Origin of the sequence: uncultured Aquitalea sp. (assembly GCF_945957525.1) — a bacterium.
GTDB lineage: Bacteria > Pseudomonadota > Gammaproteobacteria > Burkholderiales > Chromobacteriaceae > Aquitalea.
Window position 1 is genome coordinate 195,581 of the sequence record NZ_CAMFLA010000004.1, and the last position, 18,888, is coordinate 214,468.

The following is an 18,888-nucleotide window of genomic DNA, read 5'->3' on the forward strand; positions in this document are numbered from 1 at the left end:
TTGCGAGTGATCCCATGTGCCAGCTGCTCGGCATGAACTGCAATACGCCCACCGACATCCTCTTCTCTTTTGAAGGTTTCCACCGCCGCGGCGGACTCACCGACCACCACGCCGATGGCTGGGGCATCGCCTTCTTTGAAGGGCGCGGCTGCCGCCTGCTGCTGGACGACAAACCCTCGGTGGAGTCACCCGTAGCGCAGCTGGTGCGCCAGTATCCGATCAAGTCGCGCAATGTCATCGCCCACATCCGCAAGGCGACCCAGGGCGTGGTGAATCTGGCCAATACCCATCCCTTCATGCGCGAGATGTGGGGCCAATACTGGATCTTCGCCCACAACGGCGACCTGAAAACCTTTCAACCCACCCCGGGTTGCCATTTCAATCCCGTTGGCACTACCGATTCCGAAGCCGCCTTTTGCCACCTGATGGAGCAATTGCGCAGCAAGTGGTGCAGTCCGCCCTCGCTGGATGAACTGTTTGACGAAGTCAGCCGGCTGGCGGCGGAACTGCACAGCCACGGCGTGTTCAACTTCATCCTCAGCAATGGCGAAATCATGTTCGCCCATTGCTCCACCAACCTGCATCTCATCATCCGCCAAGCCCCGTTCAACACCGCCCATCTGGTGGACAACGATGTCACCATCGACTTCTCCACCGTCACCACCCCGCGCGACCTGGTTGCCGTGGTAGCCACCCAACCCTTGACCGACAACGAAAACTGGCAGGCGCTGCCGCCCGGCCAGCTGGTCCTGCTGCGGGATGGTGCGGTGTTGCGAAGCAATGTGCCATTAGAAAAAAAATATTAATTCACTTTACACAAAAACTGAATTAACCTAGACTGCCGGTCATCGATCAGCGACTGGCAGTCGGCATGTCCGTTCTCCACGGCTTCTCGCCGACTTCCCCTGCATCAACACAATAAAAGCGGCCCGCGCCGCCCGTCTCAGCCTGCCCCGCGCCCGCGCCCGGCCAGGCTGCGGGCATGTCGCTGACCAGCGTCAGCCGCCCCTCGCCATCCACGGTGACGCGGGCGCATCAATCCTAACGAGGAAATACATATGAAAGCTTATGGCGCCGAATTTCTCGGCACATTCTGGCTGGTGCTGGGCGGCTGCGGCAGCGCTGTGCTGGCCGCGGCCTTTCCCGGCGTTGGCATCGGACTCGCCGGCGTCTCGCTGGCCTTCGGTCTGACCGTACTGACCATGGCCTACACCATCGGCCCCATCTCCGGCTGTCACCTCAATCCGGCCGTATCCGTCGGCTTGTGGTCCGCTGGTCGCTTTCCGGCCAGTCAGGTACTGCCCTACATCATCGCCCAAGTGGCTGGTGCCATCGCCGCCGCCGCCGTGCTCTACCTGATCGCCAGCGGCGCACCCGGTTTCAGCACCAGCGCCGGTTTTGCCGCCAACGGCTTTGGCGCGCACTCGCCCGGCCATTACTCCCTCTTGGCCGGCATGGTGTGCGAAGTGGTCATGACCGCCTTCTTCCTGCTGGTGATTCTGGGCAGCACCAGCGCCCGCGCCCCGGCTGGCTTCGCGCCCATCGCCATAGGCCTTGCACTGACGCTGATCCATCTGGTGAGCATCCCGGTCACCAATACCTCGGTCAATCCGGCGCGCAGCACCGGCGTGGCCCTGTTCACAGACAGCTGGGCACTGGAGCAATTGTGGCTGTTCTGGCTGGCGCCCATCGCCGGTGCCTTGATCGGCGCGGCCGCCTGGCGGCTGATCAGCGACGACCGCGAGGTCTGATCTCCTCCCGTCTGCCGGAAAGAAAGCGGGCCAGCTTGCGCGCAACAGACCATTGGCTGGCGCGAGAGGGGAAGTCGACCGGTCAAAACCGGTCAACACAGCCCCGGCTGCGCCGGGTTTTGTACTAGCAAACCGCATTGCTGCTTCAGCGTGAGAGCCGCCCTTGGGCGGCTTTTTTGCGCAGGGGTTTGCCGAAGGCCGGCAAGCCGTTATGCTGATGGCAAAGCCCTTGTCAAAAGAGGGATATACCGACTACGGAGCCGCCATGAGCAGATTCGACTTCAGCCACCCGCCGTTTGACGTTCTCTCGCCGGCCGAACAGCAAATCCTGGAAAAAGCCGCCGACATCCAGTTTTTTGGCGATGAAGAAGCCATCCTCGCGCATGGCGAGCCGGTGGGTGCCCTGTATGTGGTGCTCAAGGGCATCGTACGGGAAATGGCCGGCGACGAAGTGATTGCCTACTATCGCGAGCGCGATACTTTCGACGCCCGCGCCATGGTGGCAGGCCAGACGCCGCACCGTTTCGTGGTGCATGAAGAAGCGCTGGTGCATGTGCTGCCGCGCGATGCCGTCATGGCGCTGACCGAACAAAACCCGCGTTTCGGAGCTTACTTCTACGCCAGCGTGTCGGAGAAATTCGGTTCGCTGGCATTGCGCGCCGGCAACCGCGAGCTGCAAACCCTGCTTACCGCCACCGTGCGCGATGTGGGCGGACGCACACCGGTGTTTGTCGATGGCGATATCAGCGTGCGCGACGCCGCCCGGGTGATGAAGGAGCGCAAGGTCAAATCCCTGCTGGTGCGTCAGGATGGCCGGTTGGGCATTTTCACCACCACCGATTTTCGCGATGTGGTGCTCAACGCCACGCCCGGCGACACGCCGTTGGCCAAACTGTGCCGCTTTGAGCTGCTCACCGTCGACGCGGACGACTTCCTCTTCAACGCCTTGCTGCTGATGACCCGCCGCAATATCCGCCGGCTGGTCGTCACCGAGCAGGGCCAGGCGGTGGGCATCCTGTCGCAAGTGGACATCCTGTCCTACTTCTCCAACCACTCCCACCTCATCGCCCAACGGCTGGATAGGGCTGAAACACTGGAAGAGTTGGCCGAAGTGGCGGGCCAGATCACCCGGCTGGTGCAAATCCTGTCCGGCCACGGCGTCAAGGCGCCGCAACTGGGGCGGCTGGTGCAAACGCTCAACGCCCGCCTGTTCCTGCGCACCTGGCAATTGCTGGCGCCGCAAGATCTCATCGACAACAGCTGTCTGCTGGTCATGGGCTCGGAAGGACGCGGCGAGCAAATTCTCAAAACCGATCAGGACAACGCCCTCATCCTGCGCGACGGCTTTGTCTGGCCAGATATCAACCTGCTGTGCGACCGCTTTTCGGCCGCGCTGGCCAGTTTCGGCTACCCGCCCTGCCCCGGCCGCATCATGGTCAGCAACACGGAATGGCGACTGACCGAACATGCCTGGCGCGACCAGATCCACCAATGGATCTACAGCCCGGACGGCCTTTCCATGATGAACATGGCCATTTTCGTCGATGCGGAAGCCGTGGCCGGCGACGCCAGCCTGCTGGAAAGCTGCCGCCACTATCTGTTGCAGCAACTGCGCGACGACGCCAGCTTTTTCTCGCGCTTCGCCCGCGCCATTGAGCAATTCGACACCCCTTTGGGCCTGTTCTCCCATCTGCAAACCAAGGAGCGCGACGGCAAATCGCTGCTGGACCTGAAAAAGGGCGGCATCTTTCCGCTGGTGCACGGCGTGCGCGCCATGGCGCTGGAATACGGCCTTGCCGAATGCAATACCTTTGATCGCCTGCAAGCCTTGGCCGAAGCCGGCCATCTGGAACGGGATCTGGCCGCCGACATCAGCAGCGCGCTCACCTTCCTGCTGACGCTCAAACTGAGCCAGGGGCTGGAAAAGCTGTCGCTGGGCGCGCAGCCCGGCAACTCGGTAGAGCCCGACAAACTGTCCACACTGGAGCGCGACCTACTGAAAGACGCACTGGCGGTGGTGAAAAAATTCCGCACCCAGCTGCGCCATCACTATCGCTTGGGGAGCTTCTGATGCTAGCCCGGCTCAAGCGCCAATGGCAGCGCGGGCGACTCAAAGATCCGCGTTACGCCAGCTTGTTCGACACCCCGCCCTCCGACGAGCTCATCAGCCTGGATTGTGAAACCACCAGCCTGAAAGTATCGGATGCAGAACTGCTGTCCATTGGCGCGGTAAAGCTGCGCGGCAACCGCATCCTCGCCAGCGAGAGCTTTTACCTGCTGGTCAAACCCAGCGGCAAACTGGACAGCCGCAATGTCAGCGTGCACGGGTTGCGACCCATGGATGTGTCTCAGGGCGAAGAACCGCTGCAAGCGGTGGCGCAACTGCTGGACTTTATCGGCGGTCGCCCGCTGGTGGGCTATTACCTGGAATACGATGTGGCGGTGCTGAACAAATACGTGCGCCAGCTGGCCGGCATCGGCCTGCCAAACCGGCAGATTGAAATTTCCGGACGCTACTACGACTACAAATTCAAGCAAAACCCCGGCGCTTACATCGACCTGCGTCTGGCGGTGCTGGTAGACGATCTGGCCATCCCCGCCCTGCCCCGGCACGATGCGCTCAACGACGCCATCACCGCCGGCATGCTCTATCTGAGCCTGCAGCGACGAGGCTTCGGCTAAGACTCGCCAACAAAACCCCAACTCCTGCCTTGCACCTCCTTGCCGGCCAAAGAGTACTGCCTGCACCGGCGCACCCTGGCTCAGGGCTTCTACCGGCTTTTGCTGGCGACGCTGAAGCCGCAACTATCCGGCCCGCTTCGGCCAACCTTGGCGCAGGGGCAATAAAAAAGCGGGAGGTTTCCCTCCCGCACCCTCGCGTTGACCATGCCTCCAAGGCAGGTGGCACAACTCTGTTTCGGCTTAATAACCCATTTCGTCGTGACGAGTACCCACCAGCTCGCCGGCGCCCAGCGACATCAGCAGCAAGGCAACGCGCTCATGCACGATCACGGTATGGGTATTGCCGGAAAACTGCATGAAACGGCGCAGATCTTCCCGCACTTTGCGCGAGCCCGTCACATCGATAATCACATCCACGGTATCGCCCTGCTCGGCGATTTCAATGAAGTTGTCCGTTACCGGCACTTCATGTTCGCGCGCCAGCGCAATGCCCGGCAGGCTCAGATTGAGATCGGCCACGCCCACCATTTCTACGAAAGGCGCTGCCAGCAGCTGCCTCAACAGGGGCGTACCGGTTTCGCCCGCACCGATCATGCCGATTCTGAATTTTTCCATGTAACCCTCAAGTCACCGCAGGCGTTATGCCCTTAGAATAAGAGCCGCCACTCTAACAGCAAGCCGCCGGCGGTTTTATTGCTCAAGGTCAAACAGAATGGAATTCGGCAACACGGGGCTTTCGCCAACGACAAGGCCCGGCTTGGCCGGGCCCGAAAAAGAAACCAGAACAGGCTTGATGCCGGGTCTGGCGCGTCAATGCAGACTTTGTCGCGACAGGAATCGCAAATAGCCCACGCCCTCCAGCCAGAAACCGCCGTCGGCCAGCGGCGTGGCGTCTTCCAGATCGCCCAGCGTCAACACCAGCTCCTGTCCATCGAAGCGGGCTTCCAGCACGATGTCGTCCTCATCGGCAAACTCTTCCGACACGCCGTGCTGGTCAGGCTTGATGAACTGGTTGTTCACCTGGATGTAATCCGACTCGTTCAGTAAACGCAGGATGTCCATGGCAGCCTCCTTGATGATGCGGTGAGGGATACGTCTTCAGACAGTGTCCAGCGCCCGACGCCCGTCAGCCCGGGCGGCACTGTCAGGCCGCCAGAACACCGGAAACGCCCGGAACATCATCACAACCAGCCACGCTCGGCAAACGACGCCGTCTGGCTGCCCGTTACCACAAAGTGATCCAGCAAGCGCACGTCCACCAGCGCCAGGGCCTGTTTCAGACTGGCCGTCATGGCCCGGTCCTCCGCCGACGGCTCAACCGAGCCCGCCGGATGGTTGTGCGCCACGATCAGCGCCGCCGCATTGTGCGTCAGACAGCGACGGGCGATTTCCCGCGGATAAATCCTAGCCTCGGTGAGCGTGCCCTGAAACAGCTCCTCCACTGCAATCACCTGATGCCTAGCGCTGAGGAACACGCCCAGGAACACCTCCACATCGCGCCGGCCTATCGTCAGCCGCAAATACTGGCGCACGGCGTCCGGACTGCCCAGCACATCCTCCGTCTTCATTTCTTCGGCCAAAGCGCGCCGCGCCAACTCCCGCGCCGCCATCAGCTGCGCGTACTTGGCCGGCCCCATGCCGGGCTGCGCGCTGAATTCAGCCAAGGAGCAGGACAACAAGCGCGCCAGCGAACCAAAATGCCCCAACATACCGCGCGCCAGATCCACCGCCGACAGACCGCGCATGCCGGTGCGCAGAAAAATGGCCAGCAATTCCGCATCGCTCAGCGCTTGCGGGCCGAACGACAACAATCGTTCTCGCGGCCTTTCGTCTTCGGGCCAGTCATTGATCGCCATGCGTCATCCCTGTTTTGGCTATAGCCCGTCCTGGGGCCGAGGGCAATCATCATATCTTTACCTTTTGTAAACAGCCGCCCTCCCTTGGGCCAGCAACGAGGCTTCTGCCAGCGTCGAGAGCCGCACAGATTTCCGGTACACTTCGCCGTTATCGCAATCCCAGACGAGACCCCCATGACAGCCAGACGCATCCTGCTGGGCGTAACCGGCGGCATCGCCGCCTACAAGGCGGCGGAGCTTGTCCGCCTGCTGGTGAAAGCCGGCCATCACGTGGAGGTGGTGATGACCGAAGCCGCTACCCGCTTCGTCACACCGGTCACCTTCCAGGCCCTGTCGGGCCATGCGGTTTACACCGGCTTGTGGGACCCGCGCCCGGACAATGCGATGGCCCACATCGAGCTGTCGCGCCGCGCCGACGCCTTTCTCATTGCGCCGGCCAGCACCAATATGCTGTACAAGCTGGCGCACGGCGTTTGCGATGATCTGATCTCCACGCTGGCAGCCGCCCGCACCTGTCCTCTGATGGTGGCGCCGGCGATGAACCGCCAGATGTGGCAAAACCCGCCCACCCAGCGCAACGTGGCCCAGCTGCGCGCAGACGGCGTACAGGTCTGGGGGCCGGACGCCGGCCAGCAGGCCTGCGGCGAGGTGGGCGAAGGCCGCATGCTGGAACCCGAGGCGCTGGCCGAACTGCTGGAGGGTTTTTTCGCCCCCCGCCTGCTGAGCGGCAAGAAAGTACTGATCACCGCCGGCCCCACTTATGAAGCCATCGACACCGTGCGCGGCATCACCAACATCAGCTCCGGCAAGATGGGTTATGCGCTGGCGCGCGCCTGTCGCGACGCCGGTGCCGAGGTCACGCTGGTTTCCGGGCCTACCTGCATGGAACCCCCTCTCGGCATGACGCGCATCAATGTGGCCAGCGCGCGCCAGATGCACGATGCGGTGATGAGCGAAGTCGGCGCCAGCCATGTTTTTGTTGCCGTGGCGGCAGTGGCGGATTACCGGGTGAAAAACCGCTCAGAGCATAAAATCAAGAAAGGCGCAGGCGCGCCGGTCATCGAGCTGGAAGAAAACCCGGACATTCTCGCCACCGTGGCCGGGCTGCCCGCCGCGCCGTTCTGTGTGGGCTTCGCCGCCGAGAGCCAGAATCTGCTGGAGTTCGCCGAAGACAAACGCCGTCGCAAGAAAGTACCTCTACTGGTGGCCAACCTTGCCCAACAGGCCATGGGCTCGGACAGTAACCAGGTGGTGCTGCTGGACGACGAAGGCCAGCACCCCTTGCCCGAGATGCCGAAAGCCGACGTCGCCGCAGCCATCGTGGCGCGGATGGCGGCCTTGATGGCCAGCCGCTGAATTCCCACAACCGACCGACAGACCCACTTCGACAAGGTTGGCCGTGCCGCCAGCCTGCCCACTCCTTTTCAGGAAGCATTGCCATGAAACCCGTAGTAGACGTGAAAATCCTTGACCCTCGCCTCAAGGAAAACCTGCCCGATTACGCCACCAACGGCTCCGCCGGCCTGGACCTGCGCGCAGCCATCGACAAGGACATGCTGATCAATCCCGGCGAAACCCAGCTGGTGCCTACCGGCCTGTCCATCCACCTGGCCGATCCCGGCCTGGCGGCGATGATCCTGCCGCGCTCCGGCCTTGGCCACAAACACGGCATCGTATTGGGCAATCTGGTGGGACTGATCGACTCCGACTACCAGGGACAGCTGTTCGTATCTGTCTGGAACCGCGGCCACGAGTCCTTCCGCCTTACTCCCATGGAGCGCATTGCGCAGATGATCATCGTCCCGGTGGTGCAGGTTGCCTTCAACGTGGTGGACGATTTCGCCGGCTCCGAACGCGGCGAGGGCGGCTTCGGCAGCACTGGCCGCCACTGAATCTCCATGCCATTCGCATGAATGTCCGACAGACGTGGTGATCAAGCCTTATACTGCCGCATCAGCCAGTTGATCACCCGCCTGCCGGATCAAGCCCCATGGACGACACCTTGCACGACTCCCACCTGCCCGAACTGCTGGACGGGCTGATCGACCTCACCGCGCAAAGAGAGCGCCGCCATCTGCAGCTGACCCTGCTGACCACGCTGCGCGACCTGTTGCCCGGCGCTACCGTCTCCCTCTACAACTGCCGGTGGATAGACGGCAGACCGTGGTGGCGACCGTTGGCCGATAGAGATGATGCCGAGCTAGCGCCCTGGCGACTGCCCGGCGCCGCCCTGCTGCCCATCATCGAGCAGAAACTGCCGCGTCAGGACTGCTACCAGATGGACACCGGCGTTTGTGTCCCCCTTTACCATCAGGGCCAGGTCATCGGCGTGCTGCTGGTAAACATGGTGGACGACAGCGAGCCCGACACCCGGCTGCTGACCGCTCTGGCGCGCATTCACGAAAACTTCCTCGGCCTGCTGCATGTCTCGGACAGCGACGAACTGACTGGGCTGGGCAACCGCCGACTGTTCGACCAACACCTGTTCCGCGCGCTTTCCCAAGCCCCTCAGCGAGGACGCCGGTGCTTTCTCGCCCTGCTGGACATCGACCACTTCAAACAAGTCAACGATCGCTACGGGCATCTGATCGGCGACGAAGTGCTGCTGATGCTGGGACAGTACATGCAACGCCACTTTGGCCCGGAGGACGGACTGTACCGCTACGGCGGCGAGGAATTCGCCCTGCTGTTGCTGGCGCGCGACGGCGAGCAGGCGCTGTCCCAGCTAGAGGCCTTCTGCCGCAGCCTTGCCAGCAGCCATTTTCCCCAAGTACCACAGGTCACCGCCAGCATCGGCCTTGCCGCGCTTGAGGGCTGCCGCATGCCATCGGAAGCGCTGGAGAGGGCCGACAAGGCGCTCTACTACGCCAAACAGCATGGCCGCAATCAGGCCTGCACCTATGAAACGCTGGAAGCCCAGGGGCTGGTCAGCGTGGTGCAAGCGCCCAGCAGCGACATCGATCTCTTCTGACGCCTGCGCACGCAATCCGCACCGCCATATGGCGCGCTTGCCTGCCCCTCTTCTGTCTACGACGGCGAATCCCGCCACCCACGGTTTTGTCAGCGGGCCAAAGCCCCGGCGACGCAACGACAGCGCTATTGACATCCCCGTCGCGCCCGCCTTAAATGCCGGATTCACCGCGCCGTACGATACTGCGTAACCCTTACTCATCACTCAAGGACATTCACATGGCCATTACCGTCAACGGCGTCGAAATCACCGAAGCCATGGTGCAAGCCGAGCAGGACAACCATGCCGACGCGCCCAATCCGCGCGACGCCACCATCCAGGAACTGGTCCTGCGCGAACTGCTGGTGCAAAAAGCCCGCGAACAAGGCATCGACACCGTCAACGCCAATGCCGCCATCGGCGCGCTGCTGGACAAGGAAATCCAGGTAGACCCGGTGGACGAAACCGCCTGCCGCGAATTCTACGACCGCTACCCGGAACGCTTCAGCAGCGGCGAATCCGCCGTGGCCAGCCATATCCTGTTCCCGCTGGGCGCCGGCGACGAATTGTCCAACATGCTTGCCAAATCCAAGGCAGAAGGCGTGCTGGCGGAAGTACAGGCCAACCCATCGCGCTTTGCCGACCTGGCGCGCGAGCACTCCACCTGCCCGTCCGGCCAACAAGGCGGCAGCCTGGGCCAGTTTGGCCGTGGTCAAATGGTGCCGGAATTCGAGCAAGCCGTATTCAGCACCGACGCCGGCGCCATCACCCCGCACTTGGTGCAGACCCAGTTCGGCTACCACATCATTGCCGTCGAACAGCGCACCGAAGGCGGTCTGGTGTCGTTTGACGACATCAAGGAACGCCTGCAGCAATACCTGACCCAGATGGCCGGCAGCAAAAAAATGCATGAATACCTGGCCTCGCTGGTGGAAGCCGCCAAGATCGAAGGCTATGCCATGCCCAGCCTACAAGGCTGAGGCTATTCAAGCCTGAGCAACGCGGACCGGGTCCGATGTTTGCCGAAGACCAGAAAGCCGGAGGAACCCGGCTTTTTTTTGCGCCCGTCATTCCCGCAAGGCGACACGGCCATTGCCCCGCAAACTTGCCGTGATCGCAAGCCCCCCTGTAAGCCATGCCGCAAACCATCAGGCGCGCTACTTTACTATCGAACAGCACCAAAATAATGACATATTCATTTTTTGTGCAATAAATACGAATTAAAACAAAAACATAAATTTAAAGACATTTTAAAAAATAAGCTTGCCCTGCAAGAGAAATAACACTATAGTTGCTGGGTTATCTGAAACTGCAAAGGTTCAACGTGAACAACGACGGATGTAGTCGATCTTGCATCGCGACACCGCCGGGCAGGACGCAGGACTGACAGGACAAGCGTTTTCACTCCCCGAAAACCGTCCCGCTTTCCCCAGCAGCATTTCGCTGCCGCATCCCGCCCCGCATGGATGCGGCATTCATGGCGCAACAGCCGCCAAGCCGATTCCCCATTTCTCCTGCCATCCCGTATGGCACCGGCGATGTCGCCGCCAGATCCCCACGTCCTTCCTGCACGCTGACAGGAGGCGATGATGCCCAATACCCGACTCTTGACCGCCCTGCTGCGCAGCCGCGGCGCAAAGCAGGCTTGCCAGCCTGATGCCTGGCGACTGACCGTCTGCTGCGAGCAACCAGCCATGACCCGCTTGCGCCTGCTCTTGGCGCAAGAGGTTCAGGCTCACGGACTGACTACTGTCGGCATGGTGGCCACACCAGCCAGTCACGACAAGCCCGCCAGCCTGTGCCTGACACTGGGACAGACACCCGATGCAAAACAGCGCAGCCAGCGCCTGGCTAACCGGCTGAGCCAACTGCCCGCGATCCACCGGGTCAGCCTGAGCCAGAGCGCGGCACACTGATACCCGCACCCGCCAACAACTGCAAGGAGCCTGACATGTCCGACGACCCTCGACCGCGACCCCAGGCCCGCGCCATCCTCACCGGCTGATTCTCCGCACAGCGGGATCGCCGAAGAACCTGATCAAGGCCTCGCCAGCCTGTGCGAAACATGGCTGAAAAAACGGCATGCTCCCAAAGGGCACATGCGCATTTTGCAGCTGGCTTCCAAGCCGTATCACTATCGCGCAGCAGCGATCGAACAGGTTCAACAAGGCGCGGGCCACACCGCCGGCTAGCCGGCAGACCCCATCCCGCTTGAAGCGGCCACCGCGGAAACGCCAATGGCCGCACCGACAGGAGAACAGCATGCGCATCCTCTTCGACTGGCTGCTGCCGCGCCGCGCCGCGGCCCGCATTTGCCCACGGCCCGAAGCGCTTTATCACATTTCCCTGCAAGGCCGCAGCGCTGACATGCCACGCCTGCGTCGCCAGCTTTTTACCGATTTTCACAGCCTGGGGCTAAAAATCGGAGAATTGACGCAGACAGCTTCGCCTGGAAGTTTTGATGACGTTACCATAATCATGAAAGTCAGCTGCGCCGCCTCCACGGAAGAAGCCCTGCGACTGAGCTTGCAAAGGCTGAGCCGCCACCCGGCGGCGCAACGCCTGCACTGGAGTCGCCGCAGTCAGCCGACTGACGGCAACGCCATGCGAGCCAGCGCCCTGCTGCCCAGCGGCTGACTATCGCGCCCGCCCCGAATATCCGGGGCGGGCAGCTCCAGGGCGCAACGCCACCCTGCTTGCGCCGCAAACACTACCTCGCAAAAAACCTGAGCCCGGCACGCCGACACAGGCCGCACTTGCTGTCCGGCAATGAGGCGCAACGCAGGATCAGGATTCTTGTTAGCGGATGTCATCCATGCCAGTGCCCCGGCAGGGGCACGGCTGGCCCACGCACTCACCAGGAGAACGCCATGAGCGACGACAGTTACGGACCCATACCCGCCGGCAATGCCGGCATGCGCCACACACCAATCAGACAACACGCCACCGCGACAGCGCACCGACGTTGGCCGAAGACGGCCGCCGGCAGCTTGCCGCCAGGAGCACCCCATGCAGCAAAAAAACCTCAATCGCCGCAAACTGCGCGGCTTCATCGCCGGCCTTGACGCCAAAGCAGACGGCACCGTTCGCATCCAGGACGCCGCCTGCCAAAGCGTGGACCAAGTCCTGCAACACACCGGTGGCCACCCTGAAGGCCTGCTAAGCGCCGAAGCCGCCGACCGTCTGATCCGCCACGGTCGCAATGAAGTGGCCCACGACAAACCGCCCCACCCTCTGCGGCAACTGCTGCAAGCCTTCAACAACCCCTTCGTGATGGTGCTGCTGGCCCTGGCCGCCATCAGCTATGTGCTGGATGTGCGCCTGGCCGAGCCGGACGATCAGGACTGGACCGGCGTCATCATCATGACCAGCATGGTGGCCATCAGCGGCTTGCTGCGCTTTGTGCAGGAATTCCGCTCCGCCCGCGCCGCCGAGCAACTCAAATCGCTGGTGCGCAGCAGCGCCACCGTTCAACGCCGCTTCACCGCCACAAGCCCGGCTGTGCGGCAGGACATCCCGATGCAGGACGTGACCGTTGGCGACATCGTTCACCTGCAAGCCGGCGACATGATCCCGGCCGATCTGCGGCTGATCGAATCGCGCGATCTTTTCATCAGCCAGGCCGCGCTGACCGGCGAAGCACTGCCGGTGGAGAAGTACGACACGCTGGGCGCGGTGGCCGGCAAATCCGCCGCCGCAACGCATGAGGACAAGCAGGACCTACTCTCCCTGTCCAACGTCTGCTTCATGGGCACCAATGTGGTGAGCGGCACCGCGCGCGGCGTGGTGGTGGCTACCGGCAGCCACACCTACTTCGGCGCGCTGGCGCGCAACGTCACCTCGGTCAAGCGGGTGGAAACCAGCTTCGACCGCGGCGTCAATAGCGTGTCATGGCTGCTGATCCGCTTCATGCTGGTGATGGTACCGGTGGTCTTCATGATCAACGGTCTGACCAAGGGCGACTGGCTGTCCGCCCTCACCTTCGCCCTGGCGGTGGCTGTTGGCCTGACCCCGGAAATGCTGCCGATGATCGTTTCGGCCAACCTCGCCAAGGGGGCCGTGGCGATGGCCCGCCGCAAGGTGGTGGTGAAACGCCTCAATGCCGTACAGAATTTCGGCGCCATGGACGTGCTGTGCACCGACAAGACCGGCACACTGACCCAGGATCGCATCATCCTCGAACACCACCTGGACGCCACCGGTCGCAAGGATGAAAGCGTGTTGCGCCTGGCCTGGCTCAACAGCGCGCACCAGAGCGGCATGAAAAACCTGATGGACAACGCCGTGCTGGAACGCGCCGCCGCACTGGGACACAAGCCCGACGACGCCGGGCTGAGCAAGGTGGATGAACTACCGTTCGACTTTGTGCGTCGTCGCCTCTCGGTGGTGCTGCGCCGCACGGACGGTAGCCAGCAGATGGTAAGCAAGGGCGCCGTGGAAGAAATGCTGGCGGTCTGCAGCCACGTGATGCAAAACGGCGCCGTCGCGCCGCTGGACGCCGCCGCCCGTCAGGCGCTGACAGCACTGGCCAGCGAATACAACGCCGATGGCTACCGCGTGCTGCTGGTGGCCAGCCGCGACATCTGCCCCACCGAAAGCAAGGACCGCTACCTGCCGGCCGACGAACACAGCCTGACCGTGCACGGCCTGCTCACCTTCCTCGACCCGCCGAAAGACTCCGCCGCCGAAGCCATCAAGGCGCTGCGCGACTATGGCGTGGCGGTGAAAGTACTGACCGGCGACAACCCGGTCATTACCGCCAAAGTCTGCCGCGATGTAGGACTGGACCCGGGTGCGCCGCTGATCGGCGCCGATATCGCCGCCATGGACGATCCCGCGCTGCAGCGCGCGGTAAAACACACCACGGTCTTCGCCAAACTGACGCCGCTGCAGAAATCCCGCGTGGTCAAAGCCCTGCAAGCCAACGGCCACACCGTAGGCTTTCTCGGCGACGGCATCAACGATGCGCCCGCGCTGCGCGACGCCGATGTCGGCATTTCAGTGGACAGTGGCGCGGACATCGCCAAGGAAACCGCCGACATCATCCTGCTGGAAAAGAGCTTGCTGGTGCTGGAAGAAGGCGTGGTGAAAGGCCGCGAAACCTTCGGCAACATCCTCAAGTACCTGAACATGACCGCCAGCTCCAACTTCGGCAACGTGTTTTCGGTGCTGGTGGCCTCGGCCTGGCTGCCATGGCAGCCGATGCTGGCCATGCAGCTGCTGTTGCAAAACCTTATCTACGATCTGTCGCAGATGTTCCTGCCCTGGGACAAGATGGACCCGGACTTCCTGAAAAAGCCCCGCAAATGGGAACCGGGCAATATCCGCCGCTTCATGCTGTGGCTGGGCCCCACCTCTTCGGTGTTCGACATGACCACCTTTTACCTGATGTGGACAGTGTTCGGCGCCGGCGCGGCCTGGCACTTGCACGGCGGCGACGCCGGCCAGCTGATCATGAACTCCGGCTGGTTCATCGAAGGGCTGGTATCGCAGACACTGGTAGTACACATGCTGCGTACCCGCAAGATCCCGTTCTTGCAGAGCACGGCCTCGCTGCCGGTGATGCTGTCCACCACTACGGCCATCGTCATCGCCTGCTGGCTGCCCTTCTCGCCGCTGGCAACCAGCCTGGGCTTCATCCAGCTGGACGGCAGCTACTTCCTCTGGCTGCTGGCCACCATGGCCGGCTACATGACGCTGACGCAACTGGTGAAAACGATCTACATCCGTCGCTACGGCCAGTGGTTCTGACCCGTTGAAACGCAACAAGGGCCGCCCATAACCTGCGCGGCCCTTGTTGTTTCATGCAAAACTGACTGCGACTCCCTGCGCCCGCCTTGCAATTAACAACAAAATAAATAATCTCATTAAATCATTTACACACAAATAAAGCCCTGCTAGCCTGCACGCACGGTCACCCCTGACGACCGCTCTACAGGGAGAACACTCTATGCATCTGCTCTGGTTTCTGATTGTTGGCCTGGTGGCCGGCTGGCTGGCCGGCCTGTTGGTCAAAGGCGGCGGCTTCGGTCTTTGGGCCGATATGGGCATTGGCGTAATTGGCGCCTTTGTCGGCGGTTTTCTGTTCCGCACCCTGGGCATCGCCACCGGCGACGGCCTGATCGGTAGCATTCTGGTGGCCACCATCGGCGCGGTAGTGCTGCTGTTGCTGGTCCGCATGTTCAAACGCGCCTGAAACTTCCTCAAACCAGCCGAAACGCCGCGGCCTTGCGCATGCCTGATGTACTGCAAACGCTATCCGCGCCGTGGGCATCGACCCGGGCGTCGCCCGGCTTTGCCAACGGCTCTCAGGCTACATAAAAAAGAGCCTGCCGCAGGGCAGGCTCTTTTTTTCAGCAGCGCGGGCACGCTTAGCCGCGCGGCGGAATCTGCAAACCTCGCTGCACGGCCGGGCGCGCCACAAACGCCGCCAGTACGCGCTGTACCTGTTTGAAGTCGGCATAACCCACCAGATCGCCCGCCTTGTAGTACTCCACCAGATTGCGCACCCACGGCAGGGTGGCGATGTCCGCGATGGTGTACTCATCCCCCATCAGCCAGTCCCGTCCTTGCAGGCGCTGATCCAGCACACCCAGTAAGCGGTGCGCTTCCGCCACATAGCGATCGCGCGGGCGCTTGTCTTCGAAATCCTTGCCGGCAAACACATGGAAAAAGCCCACTTGCCCGAACATCGGCCCCACGCCGCCCATCTGGAACATCAACCACTGCAGGGTTTCATAGCGGCGCGCCGGATCAGCCGGCAACAGCTGACCGCTTTTCTCCGCCAGATACAACAAAATGGCGCCGGACTCAAACAAGCCCAACGGCTGGCTGCCGGGGCCATCCGGGTCGAGAATGGCGGGTATCTTGTTATTGGGATTGAGCGAAAGAAACTCGGCGGAAAACTGGTCGTTGCGTTCAAAGCTGACCAGATGCGCCTCGTAAGGCAGGCCGATTTCCTCCAGCATGATGGACACTTTCACACCATTGGGCGTCGGCAGCGAATACAGCTGGAGGCGGTCGGGGTGGGCCGCCGGCCACTTGCGGGTAATCGGAAAGGCGTCAAGCTGGCTCATAGTCGCTCCTGAGCAAGAGGTGGGGAAAGACAAAAACTATAGCGCCCTTCGCCGCCGCTTGTCGCCCCACCCGGCATCAGGGTTTTGGAACTTGCCGCCTCGCCGCGCACTCCATCCCTCCTTCAACGCCATGCGAGACCGTCATGCCCCGTCTGTTCATCACCGCCCTGTTGCTGGCCAGCGCCGGCGCACAAGCCGCGCCGCAGGATTACCTCTACACCGGCTCCGGCGATTTGCCGCGCCTGAACAGTCTGCTGCAGCGCCCGGACATCGCCGGCGCACAGGTGGTGTACAACTGGAAAATGCTGGAAACCGCCCCCGGCGTTTACGACTTCTCTCGCATCGAGGCAGACCTTGCCCTCACCCGGCAATCCGGCAAGAAGCTGTTCATCCAGATACAGGACCGCTTCTTCGCCCCGGACGCCCGCCATCTGCCCGACTACCTGCTGCAAGATCCCGCCTACCACGGCGGCCTCGCCCCGCAATGGGACAATCCGGGCGAAGGCAAAGCCAAGGCGCAAGGCTGGGTAGCCATGCAGTGGCGCGAACCGGTACGCCTGCGCTATCAGGCCTTGCTGAGCGCGCTGGCCAAGGCTTTCGATGGCCGCGTAGCCGGCGTCAACCTGCCGGAAACCGCCATCGACATCGACCCCAAACGGCAGCAGGACGGTTTTTCCTGTGATGCCTACTTTCAGGCGGAGCTGGACAATATGCGCCACGCCCGGCGCGTTTTCACCCATTCCGCCGTGGTGCAGTACGTCAACTTCTGGCCCTGCGAATGGCAGAACGATCACCGCTACATGTCCCGCCTGTTCGCCGAAGCCAAAGCAGTGGGCGTCGGCCTTGGCGGCCCTGACGTCGTCCCCTGGAAAAAGGGCCAGATGGCCAACTCCTACCCTTTCTTTCACAGCAACAAGGGGCAGTTGAGCCTGGTGGCCATGGCAGTGCAAGAGCCCACCCTCAGCTACACCAATCCCAAAACCGGCAAACCTTTCACACGACAGGAATTCAGCCGGTTTGCCGAAGACTACCTCGGCGCCGACATCCTGTTCTGGAGCCCGGACTCGCCATGGCTGAAGCGCGCCCCAAAACACAAGCCTTCCTCTTGAGGCAACATGCAAAAAGGCTGGCAAGCCGCCTGCAGCGCCTCGATGACAAGAGGGCAAGCACCTACTATGCTTTTGTCCTTGCCTTTACGCTAGGACAATACCCATGCCTTACGCCCCGGTCTGGCGACGCGCCATTGCCTTTCTCATCGACTGCCTGCTGTTGATGCTGCCGCTGTGGGTGATCGGCTTCGCCTTCACTGACTGGCTTACCATCATCGGCAACTGGGGCCGGCTGATCACGCTGGCGCTGGTTTGGCCGTATTTCGGGTTGCTGGACAGCATTGATGGCGGCGGTCAGTCCTTCGGCAAGAAATTCCTCAAAATCGAGGTACGACGGCAAGACGGCCCCCTGCCAAGCATCCCGCTCAGCTTCCTCCGCAGCGCGCCGGCAGCGCTGCTGGTTTCCTGCAATGGCATTGGCTTTGCCTTTGAATGGATAAACTGGCTGGCAGGCTTTGTCGCGCTCTGTTTTTTCTGGGCTACGGTTTACATGGCGATTTGCTATCGCAAACAGGGGATGCTGCCGCATGACTTGCTGAGCCGCACCACGGTGGTCATGGAAAACAATCGGCACTTCACACTACCGGCCACCAAGCGCTGGCAGCCGGCAGGCCTCATCGCCACCCTGCTGCTCACCCTACTCGTCAGCGTCTACCTGAAGCACAAGCTGCCGCTGGAAAATCCCAGCAATATCATGGCCGCCTTGCAAGACATCCACACTAAAGCCGACTTGGGCAATGCCAGCCTCAATCTTCAACAAACCACCATCAACGACAAGCACTACCTGTCACTCAACGTCAGCCCGCTCGACAAGCAGCAACTGAGCGAAGCCATGGCCGCCCGCGTCGCCAACGCCGCCTTGTCCAGCGGGCACATCATGCTGCCGCCGGGCGGTCAGTTGATCGTCAACCTGGGCCATGGCTTCAACCTGGGCCTGGCCAGCGGCATGACCTGGAGCAACTTCCACCACACCCAAGCAGAATGGGCCGCCCTCGCTCCCTGAGCCCTTGCCACCCAATCAGTACGAAGGCCGTTGGGGGGCGCAAAATGGGGTTCCCGCCGCGTGGCGGCCTACACGAACGCCGAGAGCAAAATGCTGCTGAACGCCAGAAGAACGCCGCACATATAGATAGAAAGCGTGCGGCGGTAGTAAGCCACCACATCGCCGGCCGGCACGATATTGAGCATGCGAAACAAGGCGACGAACAGAAACACCGCCCCGGCAAGGCTGCCGAAAAACACGATGCGGTCGTCCAGCCGCGTCAGATTGAAATCGCTCTCGGTCACCCACTGACCGAGAAAGCCGATGAGAAAGCCCAGGATCACGCCGATGGACGTCACCATGGGCTGGCGATAATCCTTCAAATCGATGGCGGGTTTGTCGCTCATTGCGGGTTCCATGAATTCATTTGGCAGGCATGGTGGGGCCGGAAGAGGCGCTTGTCCATTCACCATGGCGCAAGC

Annotated in this window: 18 protein-coding genes and 1 pseudogene; 14 read left to right on the forward strand and 5 right to left on the reverse strand. The window is 62.0% G+C overall.

From position 1 onward, the window contains the following. Positions 1 to 14 precede the first annotated feature (14 nt). The 4 genes and pseudogenes from Q0P52_RS05825 to Q0P52_RS05840 form a co-directional block, all read left to right on the forward strand. Positions 15 to 788 (forward strand): annotated as a pseudogene (locus Q0P52_RS05825) (class II glutamine amidotransferase); the annotation flags it as partial. Between the two features lie 270 nt (positions 789 to 1,058). Continuing rightward, complete coding sequence (aqpZ, locus tag Q0P52_RS05830; protein WP_293765340.1) at positions 1,059 to 1,751, forward strand: aquaporin Z; 693 nt, start codon at positions 1,059 to 1,061, stop codon at positions 1,749 to 1,751. Positions 1,752 to 2,016: 265 nt separating this feature from the next. Then, positions 2,017 to 3,822 (forward strand): putative nucleotidyltransferase substrate binding domain-containing protein, encoded by a 1,806-nt coding sequence (locus Q0P52_RS05835; protein ID WP_293765342.1) that lies wholly within the window; start codon positions 2,017 to 2,019, stop codon positions 3,820 to 3,822. Next, complete coding sequence (locus Q0P52_RS05840) at positions 3,822 to 4,433, forward strand: 3'-5' exonuclease (RefSeq protein WP_293765343.1); 612 nt, start codon at positions 3,822 to 3,824, stop codon at positions 4,431 to 4,433. The genes Q0P52_RS05835 and Q0P52_RS05840 overlap by 1 nt, the downstream gene beginning before the upstream one ends. 240 nt (positions 4,434 to 4,673) lie before the next feature. Here Q0P52_RS05840 and Q0P52_RS05845 read toward each other — a convergent pair whose 3' ends face one another. The 3 genes from Q0P52_RS05845 to radC form a co-directional block, all read right to left on the reverse strand. Next, on the reverse strand, positions 4,674 to 5,048 hold the full coding sequence (locus Q0P52_RS05845) for an oxidoreductase (RefSeq protein WP_293765344.1): 375 nt from the start codon (positions 5,046 to 5,048) through the stop codon (positions 4,674 to 4,676). A 195-nt stretch (positions 5,049 to 5,243) separates the two neighbouring features. Further along, entirely contained in the window at positions 5,244 to 5,495 is a 252-nt protein-coding gene (locus Q0P52_RS05850) for a hypothetical protein (protein WP_293765345.1), read from the reverse strand. A gap of 119 nt (positions 5,496 to 5,614) precedes the next feature. Then, positions 5,615 to 6,289 (reverse strand): DNA repair protein RadC, encoded by a 675-nt coding sequence (gene radC, locus Q0P52_RS05855; RefSeq protein WP_293765346.1) that lies wholly within the window; start codon positions 6,287 to 6,289, stop codon positions 5,615 to 5,617. A 174-nt stretch (positions 6,290 to 6,463) separates the two neighbouring features. On the opposite strand from radC, the gene coaBC reads away from it, so the two are divergent. From coaBC to Q0P52_RS05895, 8 genes are all read left to right on the forward strand, one after another. Continuing rightward, positions 6,464 to 7,645, forward strand: coding sequence for a bifunctional phosphopantothenoylcysteine decarboxylase/phosphopantothenate--cysteine ligase CoaBC (gene coaBC / locus Q0P52_RS05860; protein WP_293765347.1), 1,182 nt, complete (start codon positions 6,464 to 6,466; stop codon positions 7,643 to 7,645). A gap of 83 nt (positions 7,646 to 7,728) precedes the next feature. Next, on the forward strand, positions 7,729 to 8,181 hold the full coding sequence (gene dut, locus Q0P52_RS05865; protein WP_293765348.1) for a dUTP diphosphatase: 453 nt from the start codon (positions 7,729 to 7,731) through the stop codon (positions 8,179 to 8,181). Positions 8,182 to 8,279: 98 nt separating this feature from the next. Then, the gene (locus Q0P52_RS05870; protein WP_293765349.1) at positions 8,280 to 9,260 is read left to right on the forward strand and encodes a GGDEF domain-containing protein; all 981 of its coding nucleotides are present in this window, start codon (positions 8,280 to 8,282) and stop codon (positions 9,258 to 9,260) included. A gap of 218 nt (positions 9,261 to 9,478) precedes the next feature. After that, positions 9,479 to 10,219 carry a peptidylprolyl isomerase gene (locus Q0P52_RS05875; protein WP_293765350.1) on the forward strand — a complete coding sequence of 247 codons (741 nt, stop codon included), beginning with the start codon at positions 9,479 to 9,481 and terminating at the stop codon, positions 10,217 to 10,219. Between the two features lie 609 nt (positions 10,220 to 10,828). Further along, complete coding sequence (locus Q0P52_RS05880; RefSeq protein ID WP_293765351.1) at positions 10,829 to 11,155, forward strand: hypothetical protein; 327 nt, start codon at positions 10,829 to 10,831, stop codon at positions 11,153 to 11,155. Between the two features lie 346 nt (positions 11,156 to 11,501). After that, positions 11,502 to 11,876 (forward strand): hypothetical protein, encoded by a 375-nt coding sequence (locus Q0P52_RS05885; protein ID WP_293813679.1) that lies wholly within the window; start codon positions 11,502 to 11,504, stop codon positions 11,874 to 11,876. A gap of 372 nt (positions 11,877 to 12,248) precedes the next feature. Beyond that, entirely contained in the window at positions 12,249 to 14,990 is a 2,742-nt protein-coding gene (mgtA, locus tag Q0P52_RS05890) for a magnesium-translocating P-type ATPase (protein WP_293765354.1), read from the forward strand. A 199-nt stretch (positions 14,991 to 15,189) separates the two neighbouring features. Then, complete coding sequence (locus tag Q0P52_RS05895; RefSeq protein ID WP_293765356.1) at positions 15,190 to 15,435, forward strand: GlsB/YeaQ/YmgE family stress response membrane protein; 246 nt, start codon at positions 15,190 to 15,192, stop codon at positions 15,433 to 15,435. 175 nt (positions 15,436 to 15,610) lie between these two features. On the opposite strand, the gene Q0P52_RS05900 is transcribed toward Q0P52_RS05895, so the two are convergent. Then, positions 15,611 to 16,315: a glutathione binding-like protein gene (locus Q0P52_RS05900; protein ID WP_293765358.1), complete on the reverse strand. Its 705-nt coding sequence runs from the start codon at positions 16,313 to 16,315 to the stop codon at positions 15,611 to 15,613. Between the two features lie 143 nt (positions 16,316 to 16,458). Between Q0P52_RS05900 and Q0P52_RS05905 the strand changes: the two genes are divergently transcribed. Together Q0P52_RS05905 and Q0P52_RS05910 are read left to right on the forward strand one after the other, a co-directional pair. Further along, positions 16,459 to 17,424: a hypothetical protein gene (locus Q0P52_RS05905; protein WP_293765360.1), complete on the forward strand. Its 966-nt coding sequence runs from the start codon at positions 16,459 to 16,461 to the stop codon at positions 17,422 to 17,424. A gap of 103 nt (positions 17,425 to 17,527) precedes the next feature. Continuing rightward, on the forward strand, positions 17,528 to 18,427 hold the full coding sequence (locus Q0P52_RS05910; protein WP_293765362.1) for an RDD family protein: 900 nt from the start codon (positions 17,528 to 17,530) through the stop codon (positions 18,425 to 18,427). Between the two features lie 68 nt (positions 18,428 to 18,495). On the opposite strand, the gene Q0P52_RS05915 is transcribed toward Q0P52_RS05910, so the two are convergent. Further along, positions 18,496 to 18,813 (reverse strand): hypothetical protein, encoded by a 318-nt coding sequence (locus tag Q0P52_RS05915; RefSeq protein ID WP_293765364.1) that lies wholly within the window; start codon positions 18,811 to 18,813, stop codon positions 18,496 to 18,498. Positions 18,814 to 18,888 lie beyond the last annotated feature (75 nt).